The following is an 18951-nucleotide window of genomic DNA, read 5'->3' on the forward strand; positions in this document are numbered from 1 at the left end:
AGCAAAGGGTCCTTAATTGGACCCTTTGTCGTTTATGCCTGCCGGACGGCATGACCTTTGCTGTGATGTTGAATAAAAGCATCGCTTCCAGCGCGCCATCAATTTAATGGCGCCAAAGCAGAGGGATTCCAAGTGTCGGCCGTTCTCTCATTGTTACAAAGCCGTTTGTTGCGGCCTGTGTTCGTTACCCTTGGTATCGCCCTTTTGGTGCAGGTGCTGGTGGCTGTCGCCCTGACTCGGAGCACAGTGACTGCGCTTGAGGCCGAACTCGGTGTGCGCCTGGGTGCCGACAGTCAAAAACTCTCTGGCGAGCTTGAGCAGGCCGGGCGTGAAGTCACGTCGAGCCTGGACAGCCTCTCCACCAGCACCCGTCAGCGACTCACTGCCGGCCTGTCTACGCGATTGAAAGACGAGCAGGTGCAACTGCGTGCAACGTTGGAAAAGGATCTGAAAGATTCTGCCAACGACATGGCGCAACTGTTGGCCTCGGTCGCCCCTCGCGCCATGTGGGACAGCGACGTTCCAACCCTGTCCGAATTCGCCCGCCGGGCGCAGCGCAATCCCAACGTGTTGTTCGTGGTGTATGACGACGCGACGGGTCAGCACCTGACGCGCTACCTCAACCGCGAAAACCCGATCAACAAGGCATTGCTGGAGAAAGGCCAGGGCGAGCGTGCGCTGGACAAGGTGCTGGATGCGGCGAAGAACGATCCGTCGGTCTACTACCTCGAAGCCTCGATCAACCCCAACGGCGTGGAAATCGGCAAGGTCTTGATGGGCGTTTCCACCGCTTCGGTGGAAACCGATCTGGCGGCTCTGGATAAACGTTTTGCGGCGCTGATCGCCAGTGGTGATCAGCTGGTCGGCGACAGCCTCAAAGGTGCGGCTGCCGACAGTGCCACGGCGATGCGTGCGCGTCTGACGTCCGCGCAGGCCACGGCGTCGGAAATGAAAGCCAACACCACCAGCACCGTGCAGGAAGCGGCGTCGACGTTGCGCTGGCGCATCGGGATGTTCCTGGCGTTGGTCGGTTGCGGTGTGCTGCTGTTGCTCGCTGTGGTGTTGGGCCGTCGAGTGGTCAATCGCTTGAAATTGCTCATCGCCGCGATGGATGACCTGGCGGCGGGCGAGGGTGACCTGACCAAGCGTGTGCAGATCAACAGCAAAGACGAAATCGGCGACATGGCCGCGGCGGTCAACCGCTTTGTGGATAAGTTGCAACCAATCGTGCGCGAAGCGGGCGATGTGGCTCAGCGCACCGGCGTGGAAATCGGCGCCATGACCCTGCGCAATGCCGGAGCCGATAAGGCTGCGGGCATGCAGCGCGATGAAGTGGCCGAGAGCTTGCGCGCGCTGTCGCAGATGGCGGATGAAGCGCAGTCAGAAAGCCACGCCATGCAGGCAGCGTTGCAGCAGGTGGTGGACATTCGTTCGGCCACCGATGAGAACACTCGGACCTCGGCGAAAGTCGGCAGCCTGATCGAGGCGTTGGCCGGGCAGGTCGATACCGGGTCGAAAGTCATCGAGCGTCTGGCGCAGCAGAGTGAGCAGATTGAAGTAGTGCTGACCGTGATCCACGGGATCGCCGAGCAAACCAACCTGCTGGCGCTGAACGCGGCCATTGAAGCGGCGCGTGCCGGCGAGACCGGTCGCGGCTTTGCGGTGGTGGCGGACGAAGTCCGGGCATTGGCGAGCAAGACCCAGAGCTCCACCGGCGACATCCAGGCGCACATCGTCGCCTTGCAGCAAGGTGCGCGCGAGGCGGTGGCAGCGATTGGCCAGGCCGGGCGTCAGGCCAATGAAGGTTTGCTGGTGTTGCGTGATAGCGCAAGGTTGCAGCAATCGGTGCAGGCGTCGGTCGAGCAGGTTCACGCGGCGATTGGTCTGGCGACGCAGGCAGCGGCCCATCAGGCTCAAGGCGCGCAAGCGGTGCGGGGTCGGGTCGAGACCATTCACGCGCAGGCCGAGAAAGCGGCTCAGGCGGTGGTGGAAACCACGGCCAGTGGCAAGGTGCTGGATGGCTTGGCGGCGCAGTTGAAGGCGAGCCTGGGGCAGTTCAGGGCTTAGGGTTTGTATCGGCTGGTCTGACGCCTTCGCGGGCAAGCCCGCTCCCACAGTGATTTCTGTCGAGCACACATTGTGTGTTCACTGGAGAACATTGTGGGAGCGGGCTTGCCCGCGATAGCGGCTTCAGCGACTCAGATACATCCGTGTCGTGAGTAGATAAACCGGCAACCCCGACACCAATATCAACAACGCCGCATAAGGCGCCGCCGCCGCAAACTCCACGTTCGCGGTATGCGCCCACACCTCAGTTGCCAACGTATTAAGCCCGGTCGGACTCAGCAAAAGCGTCGCCGTCAGTTCCTTCATCGCATCCAGAAACACCAGCGCGAACGCCGCACCCAGCGCCGGGAAGATGATTGGCAGCGTCACCCGACAAAACGCGTTGAAGGACGACGCCCCCAGCGTGCGTGCCGCCTCTTCCAGTTGCGGCGCGGCCTTGTTCAGTGCAGTACGAATCGGCGCCTGAGCCAGTGGCAAAAACAGCAGCGCATAGGCGATCAGCAGCAGTGCTGAAGTCTGGTACAGCGCCGGCACGTAGTGCAGGGCGAAATACACCAGCGTCAGCGCAATCACCAGACCTGGCAGCGCGTGCAGCAGATAGGGCAAGCGCTCGGCCCAGATCGCCAATCGGCCTTTATGACGCACCACCAGCAGTCCCACCGGCACCGCCAGCGCCAGGCACAGCGCCGCGCCACCCAGTGACAACGCCAGGGAGGACAGCAGCGCCTCGCTGATCGCCGCCACCGGGAATGCCGCCGAAGATCCCACTGCCAGCCAGTACGCGAGCATCCCCAGCGGAATACCGCTGCCGATGATTGCCAGCGCCAGACAATAAACTTGTCCGGCAACCGTCCACGGCCCCAATCGAACCTGCTCCGCACGCCGCGCAGCACCTTGGCCGGTGCGCACATGCCGACCTTTGCCGCGTACGCGCAGCTCAAGCCACAGCAGCACCAGGCAAAGCGCCAGAAGCACCGCCGACAGCATCGCCGCGTTGGCGTTGCTGAATTCGAGTTCAAATTGCTGATAGATCGCGGTGGTGAAAGTTTGTAGGCCAATGATCGACAGGGCGCCGAATTCCACCAGCATGTGCAGGGCGATCAGCAGCGAGCCGGCCAGTAATGACGGCCAGAGCAGCGGCAGGGTGATTCTGAAAAACACGCCCCAGCGATTCTGCCCCAGGGTCCGTGCGGACTCCTCAAGAGAGGGATCGAGATTGCGCAGGGTTGCCGCAACGGGCAGAAATATCAGCGGGTACTTCGACAGGGTCATCACCAGGATCGCCCCGCCCAAGCCTTCGAAATGCGCGCTCAGGGACACCCAGGTAAAACTGCTGACGAACGCCGGCACAGCGAACGGCAAGCACAGGATCACGCCCCACAACCGCCGTCCCGGCAGATTGCTGCGTTCCAGCAACCAGGCGAGGGACAAGCCGATCACGCCGCAAGCGACCGTCACGCCGACCATCAGCGCCAGCGAATTGCGCAGCAGCCCGAACACGTAAGGCCGCCACAGCAGGTGCAATGCTTCGGCCCAACCGGCCTGCCAGGTCTTGAGCCCGACATACGCCAGCGGCAAAAGGCTGAGCACCACCAACAGCAAAACCGGCAGCAGCAGCCAGATCGACGGCCGCTTGCGCCGTGGCACGTATCCCCCGCGCGAGGCGGGGGCGGATAACGAAGCGCTCATCAGTTCAAGCCAACGTCACGTTCCAGGTCCAGGGCTTCTTCGGCGTTGCCGAGGTCGGCCGGGGTAACTTTCGGTGCCTCGAGTTCGCTGAATGGCTTGAGCCCGCGATCGGATTGCATACCTTTGTGCAGTGGGTATTCGGCGGTGGTCTGGGTGATCACGCGCTGACCTTCTTCGCTGGCCATGTAGGCGAGGAATTGCTGGGCTTCCTTTGGATGTTTGCTGGATTTCAGCACCGCGGCGCTGGAAACGGTGATCAGCCCGCCGACATCGCCGCCGGTGAAGTAATGCAGTTTCGAATCGAGCTGGCCTTTTTCACGCTGCAAGGCGAACCAGTAGTAATTGTTCACCAGCACGGTGGCGACTTCGCCATTTTCCACGGCCTTCAGTGCAACCATGTTGTTGCTGTAAGTCTTGCCGAACGCGCGCAGCCCGGTCAGCCATTCTTCGGCCGCGTCCATGCCGTGCACTTTGATGATTGCCACGGCCTGTTCCTGGAACGCGCCGCTGGTAGGCACGAAGCCGACCTTGCCTTGCCATTTCGGATCGGAGAATTCCATGACCGACTTGGGCAGGTCTTTTTCATCGATCAGTTTCGGGTTGAACGCGACGACGCGAACCCGGGCAGTGATGCCGATCCAGGTGCCATTGCCGGCGACGTAGTCTTTCGGCAGAACGGCAAGGGTGGCGGCATCGGTCTGGGCCAGCAGGTCTTGTTCGCCGAGCTTGTTCAGTGGTGGCGATTCTTCGGTGTAGATCACGTCGGCAGGGGAGCGATCACCTTCTTCAACGACCTGGCTGGCGAGCTGGTTACTGCTGCCTTTACGTACGTTGACGTGAATGCCGGTCTTGGCTTCGAAGGCTTTGGCGATGGCGTCGCCGACTTCCTTGTGTTGGCCGTTGTAGAGAGTCAGGGAAACCGGGTCAGCAGCCTGGGTGAGGGGAGTGGCGAGGGCCAGGCCGAGGAGGGTGAAGGTCAGGCCTCGGCGCAGGGTATTTCGAAACATCATTCGCAGGGTTCCTCACTGTCGCATTGCAAAAACTTGAAACAATGATAAACGATATTGTTTCTCAAGTGCGCCTTGCGGGGCTGGGAAGCGTTTGCTAGAGCGGCTGCTACAGGTCGTGTGTTTCTCAGTGGGGGAGATTGTTTTCGGATGCCAGAAACGCAAAAACCCGCTTTCGCGGGTTTTTGTGAAATTCAAGATCGTGACCTTGAATTTGAATTGGTGCCCAGAAGAAGACTCGAACTTCCACGACCTTGCGGTCACCAGCACCTGAAGCTGGCGTGTCTACCAATTTCACCATCTGGGCATAATCTTCAGCGTTGCCGCTGTTGATGTGGCGCACTATACGGAGAGCATTTTGATCTGTAAACCCCTGATTTGGTTTTAATAAATCAGAACCTCAGAATGCAAAAAACCCGCTTTCGCGGGTTTTTGTGTGAGCCTTGAAATTGATCTAATCTCAAGCTCTGAATTGGTGCCCAGAAGAAGACTCGAACTTCCACGACCTTGCGGTCACCAGCACCTGAAGCTGGCGTGTCTACCAATTTCACCATCTGGGCAGTATCGGCAACGTCTCCGTCGTCGATGGCGCGCACTATACGGAGCGTCTTTTTAACTGTAAACCCCCGACATCAAAAAAACCTGGAAAATTTTACCAACGGCATTTAAATCAGCTTTGCGCGGTCGATATAAGGCTTTAGATGGGCTGTCACAGCCTGAAATTTCCCGTTTCATTACGCCTATGCCAAACTAACCCGCATATAGACAAGGTGAAAACTCTCTAATGGCCGATTGGCAGTCCCTCGATCCCGAGGCCGCTCGTGAAGCGGAAAAATATGAAAACCCTATTCCTAGCCGCGAACTGATCCTTCAGCATCTTGCTGATCGGGGTTCGCCTGCTAACCGCGAGCAACTGGTCGAAGAGTTTGGTCTGACCACAGAAGACCAGATCGAAGCCCTGCGCCGCCGTCTGCGCGCCATGGAGCGCGATGCTCAACTCATCTATACCCGTCGCGGCACGTATGCGCCGGTGGACAAGCTCGACCTGATCCTCGGCCGCATCAGCGGTCACCGTGACGGCTTCGGCTTCCTGGTCCCGGACGACGGCAGTGACGACCTGTTCATGAGCCCGGCGCAAATGCGTCTGGTGTTCGACGGCGACCGTGCCCTGGCCCGTGTTTCCGGCCTCGACCGTCGCGGTCGCCGCGAAGGCATGATCGTCGAAGTGGTCTCCCGTGCCCACGAGACCATCGTCGGCCGCTACTTCGAAGAGGGCGGTATCGGCTTCGTCGTTGCCGACAATCCGAAGATCCAGCAAGAAGTGCTGGTCACCCCGGGTCGCAACGCCAATGCCCACGTCGGTCAATTCGTCGAAGTGAAGATTACTCACTGGCCGACGCCACGCTTCCAGCCGCAAGGCGACGTGGTTGAAGTCGTGGGCAATTACATGGCACCGGGCATGGAAATCGACGTTGCCTTGCGCACCTACGATATTCCTCACGTCTGGCCTGAGGCAGTGCTCAAAGAAGCCGCCAAGCTCAAGCCTGAAGTCGAAGAGAAAGACAAAGAGAAGCGTATAGACCTGCGCCATCTGCCGTTCGTAACCATCGACGGTGAAGATGCGCGCGACTTCGATGACGCGGTTTACTGCGAAGCCAAACCGGGCAAACTGCGCCTGTTCTCCGGCGGCTGGAAGTTGTACGTGGCGATTGCCGACGTTTCCAGCTACGTGAAAATCGGTTCGGCCCTGGATAACGAATCCCAGGTTCGCGGCAACTCGGTGTATTTCCCTGAGCGCGTAGTGCCGATGCTGCCTGAGCAGCTGTCCAACGGCCTGTGCTCACTGAACCCGCACGTCGATCGCCTGGCCATGGTTTGCGAGATGACCATCTCCAAATCCGGCGAGATGACCGACTACTGCTTCTACGAAGCGGTGATTCACTCCCACGCTCGCCTGACCTACAACAAGGTCAGCGCCATGCTGGAAACGCCGAAAATCACCGAGGCGCGTCAGCTTCGCGGTGAATACAACGACGTTCTGCCGCACCTCAAGCAGCTCTATGCGCTGTACAAGGTTCTGCTGGCTGCTCGTCACGTACGTGGCGCGATCGATTTCGAAACGCAGGAAACCCGGATTATCTTCGGGACCGAGCGCAAGATTGCCGAGATCCGTCCGACCGTTCGTAACGACGCGCACAAGCTGATCGAGGAATGCATGCTGGCGGCCAACGTGGCCACCGCCGAATTCCTGAAAAAGCACGAAATCCCTGCGCTGTATCGCGTCCACGATGGTCCGCCACCGGAGCGTCTGGAAAAGCTGCGCGCCTTCCTCGGCGAGCTCGGCCTGTCCCTGCACAAAGGCAAGGACGGCCCGTCGCCGAAGGATTACCAGGCTTTGCTGGCCAGCATCAAGGACCGTCCGGATTTCCATCTGATCCAGACCGTCATGCTGCGCTCGTTGAGCCAGGCGGTGTACAGCGCCGATAACCAGGGCCACTTCGGCCTGAATTACGAAGCCTATACCCACTTCACCTCGCCGATCCGTCGCTACCCGGACTTGCTCACGCACCGGGCGATCCGCAGTGTGATCCATTCCAAGCAGGACACGCCGCACGTTCGCCGTGCCGGCGCGATGACCATTCCGAAAGCGCGCATCTATCCGTACGACGAAGCGGCGCTGGAACAGCTCGGCGAGCAATGCTCGATGAGTGAGCGCCGTGCCGACGAAGCAACCCGCGACGTGGTGAACTGGCTCAAGTGCGAGTTCATGAAAGACCGCGTGGGCGAATCGTTCCCGGGTGTGATCACCGCCGTGACCGGTTTTGGCCTGTTCGTCGAGCTGACCGATATCTACGTCGAAGGCCTGGTGCACGTCACCGCGCTGCCGGGCGATTACTACCACTTTGACCCTGTGCATCACCGCCTTGCCGGTGAGCGTACCGGTCGCAGCTTCCGCCTTGGCGACACCGTTGAAGTGCGTGTGATGCGCGTTGACCTCGACGAACGCAAGATCGACTTCGAGATGGCTGAAAAAACCATCAGCGCGCCGATCGGTCGCAAGAAGCGCGGTACTGAAAAGGCTGAGCCAGCTGCCAAGTCCGCAGCTAAAACCGCTGCAGAGCCGGCACCGGCGAAAACCGGTCGTCGTCCTGCCAAGGAAAAGGCTGTCGAAGCCTATCGCCCAAGCGATGCCGCGGCGAAGAATGCCGAGCTGCGTAAAAGCCGTGAATTGAAACAGGCGTTGCTGTCTGAAGCGAAAAGCGGCGGTAAAGCGGCGTCTGGGGGAAAGACCGGACGGTCGGCGCCTGACAAGGCTCCCGGCAGCAAGCCAAGCAAACACCGTAAAGGCCCGCCGAAAGCGGGTTCGGCTCCAGCCAAAAGCGGCGGGGCGCGTAAACCTAAGGCCAAGTCATGAGTAATTTGGAAAAGATCTACGGCGTGCACGCGGTAGAAGCATTGCTGCGTCACCACCCGAAACGCGTCAAGCAGATCTGGCTGGCTGAAGGCCGCAGTGATCCGCGTGTGCAGACGCTGATCGAGCTCGCTGCCGAAAACCGCGTGGCCGTCGGTAATGCCGAGCGTCGCGAGCTGGATGCCTGGGTTGATGGTGTGCACCAAGGCGTGGTCGCGGACGTGAGTCCAAGCCAGGTCTGGGGCGAAGCAATGCTCGACGAGCTGCTCGATCGCACCGAAGGCGCACCGCTGCTGCTGGTGCTTGATGGCGTGACCGACCCGCACAATCTCGGCGCTTGCCTGCGTTCGGCCGATGCGGCCGGCGCGCTGGCGGTGATCGTGCCGAAGGACAAGTCAGCCACCCTGACCCCGACCGTACGAAAAGTCGCTTGTGGCGCGGCGGAAGTGATTCCGTTGGTCGCCGTGACCAACCTGGCGCGCACCCTGGAAAAACTCAAGCAGCGCGGCTTGTGGGTCGTCGGTACGGCGGGCGAGGCTGAGCAGAGTCTGTATCAGCAAGACATGACCGGACCGACCATCCTGATCATGGGCGCGGAAGGCAGCGGCATGCGTCGTCTGACTCGCGATCTTTGCGACTACCTGGTGCACTTGCCGATGACCGGTAGTGTCAGCAGTCTCAACGTGTCCGTGGCTACTGGAGTGTGCCTGTTCGAGGCGCAGCGCCAGCGCAGCGTAAAAGCTGCTGGAGCCACCAAAAAGTCTTAAGTCAGTTGTAATCCCTGTGGGAGCGAGCCTGCTCGCGATAGCGGTGTAACATTCAGCATAAATATTGAATGTGATGCCCTCATCGCGAGCAAGCTCGCTCCCACAGTGGTTTGTGGTGTGGCGAAAATGGGTGAGTGAGCGAACTGCTCAAATAATCACCAATTGCCTTGCACCTCTCCTGTCCCTTCTCTACAATTGCGCCCCTTGCTGTGACGGCAGGCACTCATGTGTCTATCGCAAGCAAGTCCATAAGTGTCATTCACTCCTTGTCTGACCGCTTTTGAGCGGCAGGCTACAACCCGTAAGGAGCATTCATGCGTCATTACGAAATCATCTTTTTGGTCCACCCGGATCAAAGCGAGCAAGTCGGCGGCATGGTAGAGCGTTACACCAAGCTGATCGAAGAAGACGGCGGCAAAATCCACCGTCTGGAAGATTGGGGCCGTCGTCAACTGGCCTACGCAATCAACAATGTTCACAAGGCTCACTACGTGATGCTGAACGTTGAGTGCACTGGCAAGGCCCTGGCCGAGCTGGAAGACAACTTCCGCTACAACGATGCAGTGATCCGTAACCTGGTCATCCGTCGCGAAGAAGCCGTTACCGGCCAATCCGAGATGCTCAAGGCTGAAGAAAACCGCAGTGAGCGCCGTGAGCGTCGCGACCGTCCTGAGCACGAAGGCGCTGAAAGCGCTGATAGTGATGACAGCGACGCCAGCGATAACGCTGACGAGTAATCCACGGACCTTTTAAGGAGCCTATCAAATGGCACGTTTCTTCCGTCGTCGTAAATTCTGCCGCTTCACCGCTGAAGACGTGAAAGAGATCGATTACAAAGATCTCAACACTCTGAAAGCCTACGTATCCGAGACCGGCAAAATCGTTCCAAGCCGCATCACCGGTACCAAAGCTCGTTATCAGCGTCAGCTGGCCACCGCTATCAAGCGCGCCCGCTTCCTGGCCCTGCTGGCCTACACCGACAGCCACGGCCGCTGAGACCGGGCAGTCGACACGTAGCAAAGGATTGAATGCATGCGCGCCTTAGCTGAGTTCATCATGCGCGGCCGTATGCAGGCCACTCTGGTAGTGGCCGGATGCGCAATATTGCCGTTGTTGTATTGGTTGGGTGCTGCCGCTGGATGCCTCGTGCTTCTGCGGCGCGGATTGAAGGACGCCATTGGCGTACTTGCTCTGGGACTGCTGCCGGCGTTGATCTGGTGGCTTTACTCCGATGACCCACGGGCACTTCTGGTGCTGCTGGGGTCTTCGAGCCTTGCGTTGGTTTTGCGCGCAAGCGAGTCCTGGAACCGCGTGCTGCTGGTCAGCATAGCGATGGGAGTGGTGTTTGCAGTGGTGCTGGGGACAGTTTTTGCTCCCCAAATCGAGATGCTGGCGCAGGCTTTGATAAAAGTCATGCCGTCGCTCCTCGGTGATGTCTACCAGAAGTTGTCGGTAGACGAGCAAGCGCATTTTGCGTCCCTGATTGCACCGGTCCTGACCGGCCTGATTGCGGCCTTGTTGCAAATCGTCAGTGTGCTGAGCCTGCTTGTCGGGCGCTACTGGCAGGCGTTGTTGTACAACCCGGGTGGTTTTGGTCGCGAGTTTCGCGCCATCCGATTCCCGCTTTTACCAGCGATGTTGCTGCTGGCGTTCATGCTTCTGGGGCCGAACATCGGTCCACAGATGGCCATGTTGACGCCGTTGTGCAGCGTACCGCTGGTGTTCGCCGGGCTGGCCCTGATTCACGGGCTGGTGGCGCAAAAGCGACTGGCCAGGTTCTGGCTGGTGGGGTTGTACGTCACGCTGTTGCTGTTCATGCAGCTGATCTATCCGTTGCTGGTGGTCTTGGCCATCGTCGACAGCCTGATTGATTTTCGCGGTCGTTCGGCGCCGAAAGACGCCGATAGCGCGAACGGTGAAGGTTAAAAGTTAAGAGGATTTTCACATGCAACTGATCCTTCTGGAAAAAGTCACCAACCTGGGCAACCTGGGTGACAAAGTAAACGTTAAGGCTGGTTACGGTCGTAACTACCTGCTGCCTTACGGCAAAGCTACCGCTGCGACCGCTGCCAACCTGGCTGCGTTCGAAGAGCGTCGCGCTGAGCTGGAAAAAGCCGCAGCAGACCGTAAAACTTCGGCTGAAAGCCGTGCCGCCCAACTGGCTGAGCTGGAAGTGACTATCACTGCCACCGCTGGTGACGAAGGCAAGCTGTTCGGTTCGATCGGTACTCACGACATCGCTGATGCACTGACCGCCTCTGGCGTTGAAGTTGCAAAAAGCGAAGTTCGTCTGCCGAACGGCACCATCCGCAACGTAGGCGAATTCGACGTAGCCGTGCACCTGCACGCCGAAGTTGAAGCCACCGTACGCGTTGTCGTGGTAGCAGCTTAAGCAGCACTTGTCGGCTGGCACCCTCGGGTGCTTGCCGGTAACATCGGGCACGATCCTGTTTACAGGTCGTGCCCTTTGTCTTTCTGAACTCCCTGCTTTTCTCAAATAAACCAAGTGGCCATGAACGATATCTCCGCTCCCGAGCAATACGATCTACAAACCGCTTCCCTGAAGGTGCCGCCGCATTCCATCGAGGCCGAACAGGCCGTGCTCGGTGGTTTGATGCTGGACAACAACGCCTGGGAACGCGTGCTGGATCAAGTGTCGGACGGCGATTTCTATCGACATGACCACCGCCTGATCTTCCGCGCGATCGCCAAGCTCGCTGACCAGAACTCCCCGATCGACGTCGTGACCCTTGCCGAGCAATTGGACAAGGAAGGTCAGACCTCGCAAGTTGGTGGCCTCGGTTACCTGGGTGAGCTGGCGAAAAACACGCCGTCCGTCGCCAACATCAAGGCGTATGCGCAGATCGTCCGCGCGCGGGCGACGCTACGACAGTTGATCGGCATCGCCACCGAAATTGCCGACAGCGCTTTCAACCCGGAAGGCCGCACGGCTGAAGAGATCCTCGACGAAGCCGAACGGCAGATCTTCCAGATCGCTGAGGCCCGGCCAAAAACCGGCGGCCCGGTGAGCGTGAATGACCTGCTGACCAAGGCCATCGACCGCATCGATACTTTGTTCAACACCGACAACGCCATCACTGGCCTGTCGACTGGTTACACCGACCTCGACGGGATGACCAGCGGCCTGCAGCCTTCCGACCTGATCATCGTCGCCGGCCGTCCGTCCATGGGTAAAACCACCTTTGCGATGAATCTGGTGGAAAACGCCGTGTTGCGCAGCGACAAGTGCGTACTGGTTTACTCGCTGGAGATGCCAGGCGAATCGCTGATCATGCGTATGTTGTCGTCGCTGGGCCGTATCGACCAGACCAAGGTCCGCGCCGGACGCCTGGAAGACGACGATTGGCCGCGCCTGACCTCCGCGGTCAACCTGCTTAACGATCGCAAGCTGTTTATCGACGATACGGCGGGCATCAGCCCTTCGGAAATGCGCGCGCGGACCCGGCGTTTAGTCCGTGAGCACGGCGATGTCGGCCTGATCATGATCGACTACCTGCAGTTGATGCAGATCCCGGGTTCGGGCGGCGACAACCGGACCAACGAGATTTCCGAGATTTCTCGTTCCTTGAAAGCCCTGGCCAAGGAATTCAACTGCCCGGTGGTGGCGCTGTCCCAGCTCAACCGCTCCCTGGAGCAACGACCGAACAAGCGCCCGATCAACTCCGACCTCCGGGAATCCGGAGCGATCGAGCAGGATGCCGACGTGATCATGTTCGTGTACCGGGATGAGGTATACCACCCGGAAACCGAGCACAAAGGCATCGCCGAGATCATCATCGGCAAGCAGCGGAACGGCCCGATCGGCACGTCGCGGCTGGCGTTCATCGGCAAGTACACCCGCTTCGAAAACCTCGCGCCGGGCAGCTACAACTTCGACGACGAGTAATTCTCGTCGTCTGAACGGGCCCCATCGCGGGCAAGCCCGCTCCCACAGGGTTTCACTGTACCTGTGGGAGCGGGCTTGCCCGCGATGGGCGCGCCGCCGATTTCCGACCATAGCCGTCGGAATTGGTTGTTTTTTGTGCTATATTCCGCGCCCGCGATTTTTCATCTCAACACCGGTCATCGTCATGCAAACAGCCAAGCCGTTATTTGACTATCCCAAGTACTGGGCCGAATGTTTCGGTCCAGCGCCATTCCTGCCGATGAGCAGGGAGGAGATGGATCAGCTTGGCTGGGATTCCTGCGACATCATCATCGTCACCGGTGATGCGTACGTTGACCACCCGTCTTTCGGTATGGCAATCATCGGCCGGCTGCTGGAGTCGCAAGGCTTCCGCGTCGGGATCATTGCCCAGCCAAACTGGCAGTCCAAAGACGACTTCATGAAACTCGGCGAGCCGAACCTGTTTTTCGGCGTCGCGGCCGGCAACATGGATTCGATGATCAATCGCTACACCGCCGACAAGAAAATCCGCTCCGACGACGCCTACACCCCCGGTGGCATGGCGGGCAAACGTCCGGACCGCGCGAGCCTGGTTTACAGCCAGCGCTGCAAGGAAGCCTATAAGGATGTGCCGATCGTACTCGGTGGCATCGAAGCCTCCCTGCGCCGCATCGCCCACTACGATTACTGGCAGGACCGGGTGCGCAACTCGATCCTGATCGACGCTTGCGCCGACATCCTGCTCTACGGCAACGCCGAGCGTGCGATCGTCGAAGTTGCCCAGCGCCTGTCCTACGGTCACAAGATCGAAGACATCACCGACGTACGCGGCACTGCGTTTATCCGTCGCGATACGCCGAAAGACTGGTACGAAGTCGATTCCACGCGTATCGACCGTCCGGGCAAGGTCGACAAGATCATCAACCCGTACGTCAACACCCAGGACACCCAGGCCTGCGCCATCGAGCAGGAAAAGGGTCCGGTTGAAGATCCAAGCGAAGCCAAGGTTGTGCAGATTCTGGCCAGCCCGAAAATGACCCGCGACAAGACCGTGATCCGTCTGCCGTCGGTTGAGAAAGTCCGTGGCGACGCCGTTCTTTACGCTCACGCCAACCGCGTGCTTCACCTGGAAACCAACCCGGGCAACGCCCGTGCGCTGGTGCAGAAGCACGGCGAAGTCGACGTCTGGTTCAACCCACCGCCGATTCCGATGACCACCGAAGAAATGGACTACGTGTTCGGCATGCCTTACGCACGAGTCCCGCACCCGGCGTACGGCAAGGAAAAAATCCCGGCCTACGACATGATCCGTTTCTCGGTGAACATCATGCGCGGCTGCTTCGGCGGCTGTACTTTCTGCTCGATCACCGAGCACGAAGGCCGGATCATCCAGAACCGTTCCGAAGAGTCGATCATTCGCGAAATCGAAGAGATCCGCGACAAGGTGCCAGGCTTCACCGGCGTCATTTCCGACCTCGGCGGCCCGACCGCGAACATGTACCGCATCGCCTGCAAGACCCCGGAAATCGAATCCGCGTGCCGCAAGCCGTCGTGCGTGTTCCCCGGCATTTGCCCGAACCTGAACACCGACCACTCGTCGCTGATCCAGCTCTATCGCAGCGCCCGGGCCTTGCCGGGTGTGAAGAAGATCCTGATCGCTTCCGGCCTGCGTTACGACCTCGCGGTCGAGTCGCCGGAATACGTCAAGGAGCTGGTGACTCACCACGTCGGTGGTTACCTGAAGATCGCCCCGGAACATACCGAGGAAGGTCCGCTCAACCAGATGATGAAACCGGGCATCGGCAGCTATGACAAGTTCAAGCGCATGTTCGAGAAGTACACCAAGGAAGCCGGGAAAGAGCAGTACCTGATTCCATACTTCATCGCCGCCCACCCGGGCACCACCGATGAAGACATGATGAACCTGGCCCTGTGGCTCAAGGGCAACGGCTTCCGTGCCGATCAGGTGCAGGCGTTCTACCCGTCGCCGATGGCCACCGCCACCGCGATGTACCACTCGGGCAAGAACCCGCTGCGTAAGGTCACTTACAAGAGCGACGCCGTGACCATCGTCAAGAGCGAAGAGCAGCGTCGTCTGCACAAGGCGTTCTTGCGTTATCACGACCCGAAAGGCTGGCCGATGCTGCGCGAAGCGCTGACCCGCATGGGCCGCGCCGACCTGATCGGGCCGGGCAAGAATCAGTTGATCCCGCTGCACCAGCCGGCGACCGACAGCTACCAGAGCGCTCGTCGCAAGAACTCGACACCGGCCGGCAGCCATAAAGTGGCTGGCGAAAAAACCACCAAGATCCTGACCCAGCACACCGGCCTGCCGCCGCGTGCCAGCGATGGCGGCAATCCGTGGGACAAGCGTGAACAGGCCAAGGCGGCGGCATTCGCCCGGAACCAGCAGGCGGCCAAGGAGCGCAAGGATGCGGCCAAAGGCAAAGGTCCCAAACCTGCGCGCAAGCCGGTTGTGCCGCGCTAAGCCTCGCTTGAGCTGAACAGAACGCCAACCTGATCGTTCCCACGCTCCGCGTGGGAATGCCTCAAGGGACGCTCCGCGTCCAGTGACGCGGAGCGTCACGGGCTGCATTCCCACGCGGGAGCGTGGGAACGATCAAGCCTCTCTTCGCAACATTTCCGTGCAACTCCTCCCAACCAATTTCCCGCATCGCCCGATTTTGGTGCTGTACTGCCTCAAGCAACCGAAGAAAGCGCCAGCGCCGCTGGATGGCATAAGTCTTGCGCGCTTTCCAATACGCTTAAGGCTCGCAGGAGGCACGCCGTGTCGATTCATGTCGCATTGCACCACGTCACGCATTACCGCTACGACCGCGCCGTCGAGCTCGGTCCGCAGATCGTTCGCCTGCGCCCGGCTGCCCACAGTCGCACGCGGATACTGTCGTATGCGCTGAAAGTCTCGCCCGAGCAGCACTTCATCAACTGGCAGCAGGACCCCCAGGGAAACTACCTGGCGCGGTTGGTGTTTCCGGAGAAAACCGATGAACTGCGGATCGAGGTCGATCTGCTGGCGGAGATGGCGGTCTTCAATCCGTTCGACTTCTTCCTCGAACCCTACGCAGAAAAGATCCCGTTCACCTACGCCGCGGACGAGCGCAAAGAACTGGCGCCGTACCTGGAAACCTTGCCCCTGACGCCGACGTTCAAGGCTTATCTGGACGGCATTGACCGCACGCCGCTGCCGAGCGTGGATTTCCTGGTGGCACTCAACCAGCGCTTGAGCGAAGACATCGGCTACCTGATCCGCATGGAGCCGGGGGTGCAAACACCCGAGCACACCCTTGAGCAGGCTTCCGGTTCCTGCCGCGACTCGGCGTGGTTGCTGGTGCAATTGCTGCGCAACCTCGGGTTGGCGGCGCGTTTCGTCTCCGGCTACCTGATTCAACTCACCGCCGACGTCAAAAGCCTCGACGGCCCCTCGGGCACTGAAGTGGACTTCACCGATTTGCACGCCTGGTGCGAAGTCTATTTGCCGGGTGCCGGCTGGATCGGCCTGGACGCGACGTCAGGGCTTTTTGCTGGTGAAGGACACATTCCGTTGGCGTGCAGTCCCGATCCCGGCTCTGCGGCACCGATCAGTGGCCTGGTGGAACCGTGCGAGTGCGAATTCACCCACGAAATGTCCGTGGAGCGGATTTGGGAAGCGCCGCGGGTCACCAAGCCCTACACCGAAGACCAGTGGCTGGCGATCCAGGCACTGGGCCGGCAAATCGATGCCGACCTGCTGGAAGGCGACGTGCGCCTGACCATGGGCGGCGAGCCGACTTTCGTTTCCATCGATGACCCGGACGGCGCCGAGTGGAACACCGCCGCGCTCGGGCCGGACAAGCGTCGTCTGTCCGCAGAGCTGTTCCAGCGCATGCGCAAGCACTACGCGCCCAAAGGGCTGGTGCATTTCGGTCAGGGCAAGTGGTACCCCGGCGAGCAACTGCCGCGCTGGTCGCTCAATTGCTACTGGCGCCGCGATGGCGTGCCGATCTGGCACAACAGCGCGCTGATCGCCGATGAACAGGAAGACTACGGCGCCGACGGCGAGTTGGCCGGGCGTTTTCTGTCGAGTGTCGCCGAACGCCTGAAAATTCCGACGCGCTTCGTTTTCCCTGCCTACGAAGACAATTTCTACTACCTCTGGCGCGAAGGTACGTTGCCGCAGAACGTCAGCGCCGAAGACTCACGTCTCGAAGAACCGCTGGAGCGCGCGCGCCTGCGTAAAGTCTTCAGCCAGGGCCTGGACAAGGTGATCGGTCAGGTCTTGCCGCTGGCGCGCACCGCCAAGGGTGATCAATGGCAAAGCGGTCGCTGGTATTTGCGCGACGAGCATTGTCGACTGGTGCCGGGGGATTCGCCGCTGGGTTATCGCTTGCCGCTGGGTTCGCAACCCTGGGTGAAAGCGGCCGAGTATCCGTTTATCTACCCGAATGACCCCAACCAGGAATTCCCCGCACTTCCAGACACTCAGCAGTTGAACAGTCCGGGCGCGTCGGCCGAAGCGGTCGAGCGGGATCTGGAGGTCGATGAATCCGCCGATTGGCTGACCCGCACCGCGTTCTGTGCCGAGGCTCGGGAAGGCCGGTTGTACCTGTTCATGCCGCCGCTGGAACGGGTCGAGGACTATCTGGAGCTGGTCACCGCAATCGAGGCCACGGCCCAGGAACTGCATTGCCCCGTGCTGCTGGAAGGCTACGAGCCGCCGAGCGATCCGCGCCTGAGCAACTTCCGCATCACCCCCGATCCGGGGGTGATCGAGGTCAACGTGCAGCCGTCCGCCACGTGGGATGAGCTGGTCGAACGCACTGAATTTCTATACGAAGAAGCACGCCAGACCCGACTGACCACCGAGAAATTCATGATCGATGGCCGGCACACCGGCACGGGTGGCGGTAACCATTTCGTCCTGGGTGGCGCGACGCCGGCTGACTCACCGTTTCTGCGCCGTCCCGATCTGCTGCGCAGCCTGATCAGTTACTGGCATAACCATCCGTCCTTGTCCTACCTGTTTTCCGGATTGTTCATCGGCCCGACGTCCCAGGCGCCGCGCGTCGATGAAGCGCGCAACGATGCGTTGTACGAGTTGGAAATCGCCTTCGCCCAAATGCCGGAACCGGGTGAGGAGTGCGCGCCATGGCTGGTTGACCGGTTGCTGCGCAACTTGCTGATCGACGTGACCGGCAACACGCACCGCGCCGAGTTCTGCATCGACAAACTCTATTCGCCCGATGGCGCGACGGGGCGTCTTGGCTTGCTCGAGTTGCGAGCCTTTGAAATGCCGCCGCATGCGCGTATGAGCCTGGCGCAGCAGTTGTTGCTGCGGGCACTGGTGGCGCGATTCTGGCGCGAGCCTTATGCGCCGCCGAAACTGGCGCGCTGGGGCACTGAATTGCATGACCGCTTTCTGCTGCCGCACTTTATCGAGCAGGACTTCGCCGATGTGATCGTCGATCTCAATGCCGCCGGCTATCCCGTGCGAGCGGAGTGGTTTGCCGCGCACCTGGAATTTCGCTTTCCCAAGGTCGGCGATTACGCCGTCAGCGGCATCGAACTGGAAGTGCGACAGGCGCTGGAGCCGTGGCATGTGCTGGGCGAGGAGGGCGCGGTCGGCGGCACGGTGCGCTACGTGGATTCGTCCCTGGAGCGCTTGCAAGTGAAACTCAACGGCTTGTCGCCGCAGCGTTATTTGCTGACGTGCAACGGCGTTCCAGTGCCATTGCAGCCGACCGGACGGGTCGGCGAGTTCGTCGCTGGCGTGCGCTTCCGTGCCTGGCAACCGGCCAACTGCCTGCAACCGACCATCCCGGTCCATGCGCCGCTGGTGTTCGACCTGCTCGACACCTGGATGCAGCGTTCGCTGGGAGGGTGTCAGTACCACGTCGCCCATCCGGGCGGGCGCAACTACGACAGTTTGCCGGTGAATGCCAATGAGGCCGAGAGCCGGCGGATGGCGCGTTTCTTTCGCATCGGACACAGCCCGGGGAAACTGCCTGTACCGCTTCTGGACATTAACGACGAGCTGCCGATGACGCTCGATTTACGACGTTTCTAAACCGTACGCGACGCTCGGATTTTTCGTATATCCGGGCG

Annotated in this window: 12 protein-coding genes and 2 tRNA genes; 10 read left to right on the forward strand and 4 right to left on the reverse strand. The window is 60.3% G+C overall.

Going from position 1 to position 18951, the window contains the following annotated elements; translation table 11 throughout:
* Window positions 1-132: 132 nt before the first annotated feature.
* Entirely contained in the window at window positions 133-2067 is a 1935-nt protein-coding gene (locus ACYZT8_RS02390; RefSeq protein ID WP_461978937.1) for a methyl-accepting chemotaxis protein, read from the forward strand.
* Window positions 2068-2190: 123 nt separating this feature from the next.
* Here ACYZT8_RS02390 and ACYZT8_RS02395 read toward each other — a convergent pair whose 3' ends face one another.
* The 4 genes from ACYZT8_RS02395 to ACYZT8_RS02410 all read right to left on the reverse strand — a co-directional run bounded on the left by ACYZT8_RS02395 (window position 2191) and on the right by ACYZT8_RS02410 (window position 5323).
* Window positions 2191-3756, reverse strand: a complete 1566-nt coding sequence (locus ACYZT8_RS02395) for an ABC transporter permease (protein WP_461978939.1) — start codon at window positions 3754-3756, stop codon at window positions 2191-2193.
* Entirely contained in the window at window positions 3756-4766 is a 1011-nt protein-coding gene (locus ACYZT8_RS02400; RefSeq protein WP_461978941.1) for an extracellular solute-binding protein, read from the reverse strand. Before ACYZT8_RS02400 ends, ACYZT8_RS02395 begins: the two co-directional genes overlap by 1 nt.
* 217 nt (window positions 4767-4983) lie before the next feature.
* Window positions 4984-5070, reverse strand: a tRNA-Leu gene (locus ACYZT8_RS02405).
* A gap of 166 nt (window positions 5071-5236) precedes the next feature.
* Window positions 5237-5323: transfer RNA gene (locus ACYZT8_RS02410), tRNA-Leu, on the reverse strand.
* Window positions 5324-5547: 224 nt separating this feature from the next.
* On the opposite strand from ACYZT8_RS02410, the gene rnr reads away from it, so the two are divergent.
* The 9 genes from rnr to ACYZT8_RS02455 all read left to right on the forward strand — a co-directional run bounded on the left by rnr (window position 5548) and on the right by ACYZT8_RS02455 (window position 18913).
* On the forward strand, window positions 5548-8178 hold the full coding sequence (gene rnr, locus ACYZT8_RS02415; RefSeq protein WP_461978943.1) for a ribonuclease R: 2631 nt from the start codon (window positions 5548-5550) through the stop codon (window positions 8176-8178).
* A complete protein-coding gene (rlmB, locus tag ACYZT8_RS02420) occupies window positions 8175-8942 on the forward strand; it encodes a 23S rRNA (guanosine(2251)-2'-O)-methyltransferase RlmB (RefSeq protein WP_461978945.1) in 768 nt (255 codons plus the stop codon). The genes rnr and rlmB overlap by 4 nt, the downstream gene beginning before the upstream one ends.
* 314 nt (window positions 8943-9256) lie before the next feature.
* Entirely contained in the window at window positions 9257-9679 is a 423-nt protein-coding gene (rpsF, locus tag ACYZT8_RS02425; protein WP_461978947.1) for a 30S ribosomal protein S6, read from the forward strand.
* 28 nt (window positions 9680-9707) lie between these two features.
* Window positions 9708-9938, forward strand: coding sequence for a 30S ribosomal protein S18 (rpsR, locus tag ACYZT8_RS02430; protein ID WP_002551829.1), 231 nt, complete (start codon window positions 9708-9710; stop codon window positions 9936-9938).
* A gap of 36 nt (window positions 9939-9974) precedes the next feature.
* Window positions 9975-10868 (forward strand): hypothetical protein, encoded by an 894-nt coding sequence (locus tag ACYZT8_RS02435; protein ID WP_461978949.1) that lies wholly within the window; start codon window positions 9975-9977, stop codon window positions 10866-10868.
* 19 nt (window positions 10869-10887) lie between these two features.
* Entirely contained in the window at window positions 10888-11334 is a 447-nt protein-coding gene (rplI, locus tag ACYZT8_RS02440) for a 50S ribosomal protein L9 (protein ID WP_003197251.1), read from the forward strand.
* 120 nt (window positions 11335-11454) lie between these two features.
* Window positions 11455-12849, forward strand: a complete 1395-nt coding sequence (gene dnaB / locus ACYZT8_RS02445; protein WP_131058822.1) for a replicative DNA helicase — start codon at window positions 11455-11457, stop codon at window positions 12847-12849.
* Between the two features lie 184 nt (window positions 12850-13033).
* Window positions 13034-15337, forward strand: coding sequence for a YgiQ family radical SAM protein (locus ACYZT8_RS02450; protein WP_461978951.1), 2304 nt, complete (start codon window positions 13034-13036; stop codon window positions 15335-15337).
* 300 nt (window positions 15338-15637) lie between these two features.
* The gene (locus ACYZT8_RS02455) at window positions 15638-18913 is read left to right on the forward strand and encodes a transglutaminase family protein (protein ID WP_461978953.1); all 3276 of its coding nucleotides are present in this window, start codon (window positions 15638-15640) and stop codon (window positions 18911-18913) included.
* Window positions 18914-18951: the final 38 nt, after the last annotated feature.

Source organism: Pseudomonas sp. LB3P93 (assembly GCF_054898025.1).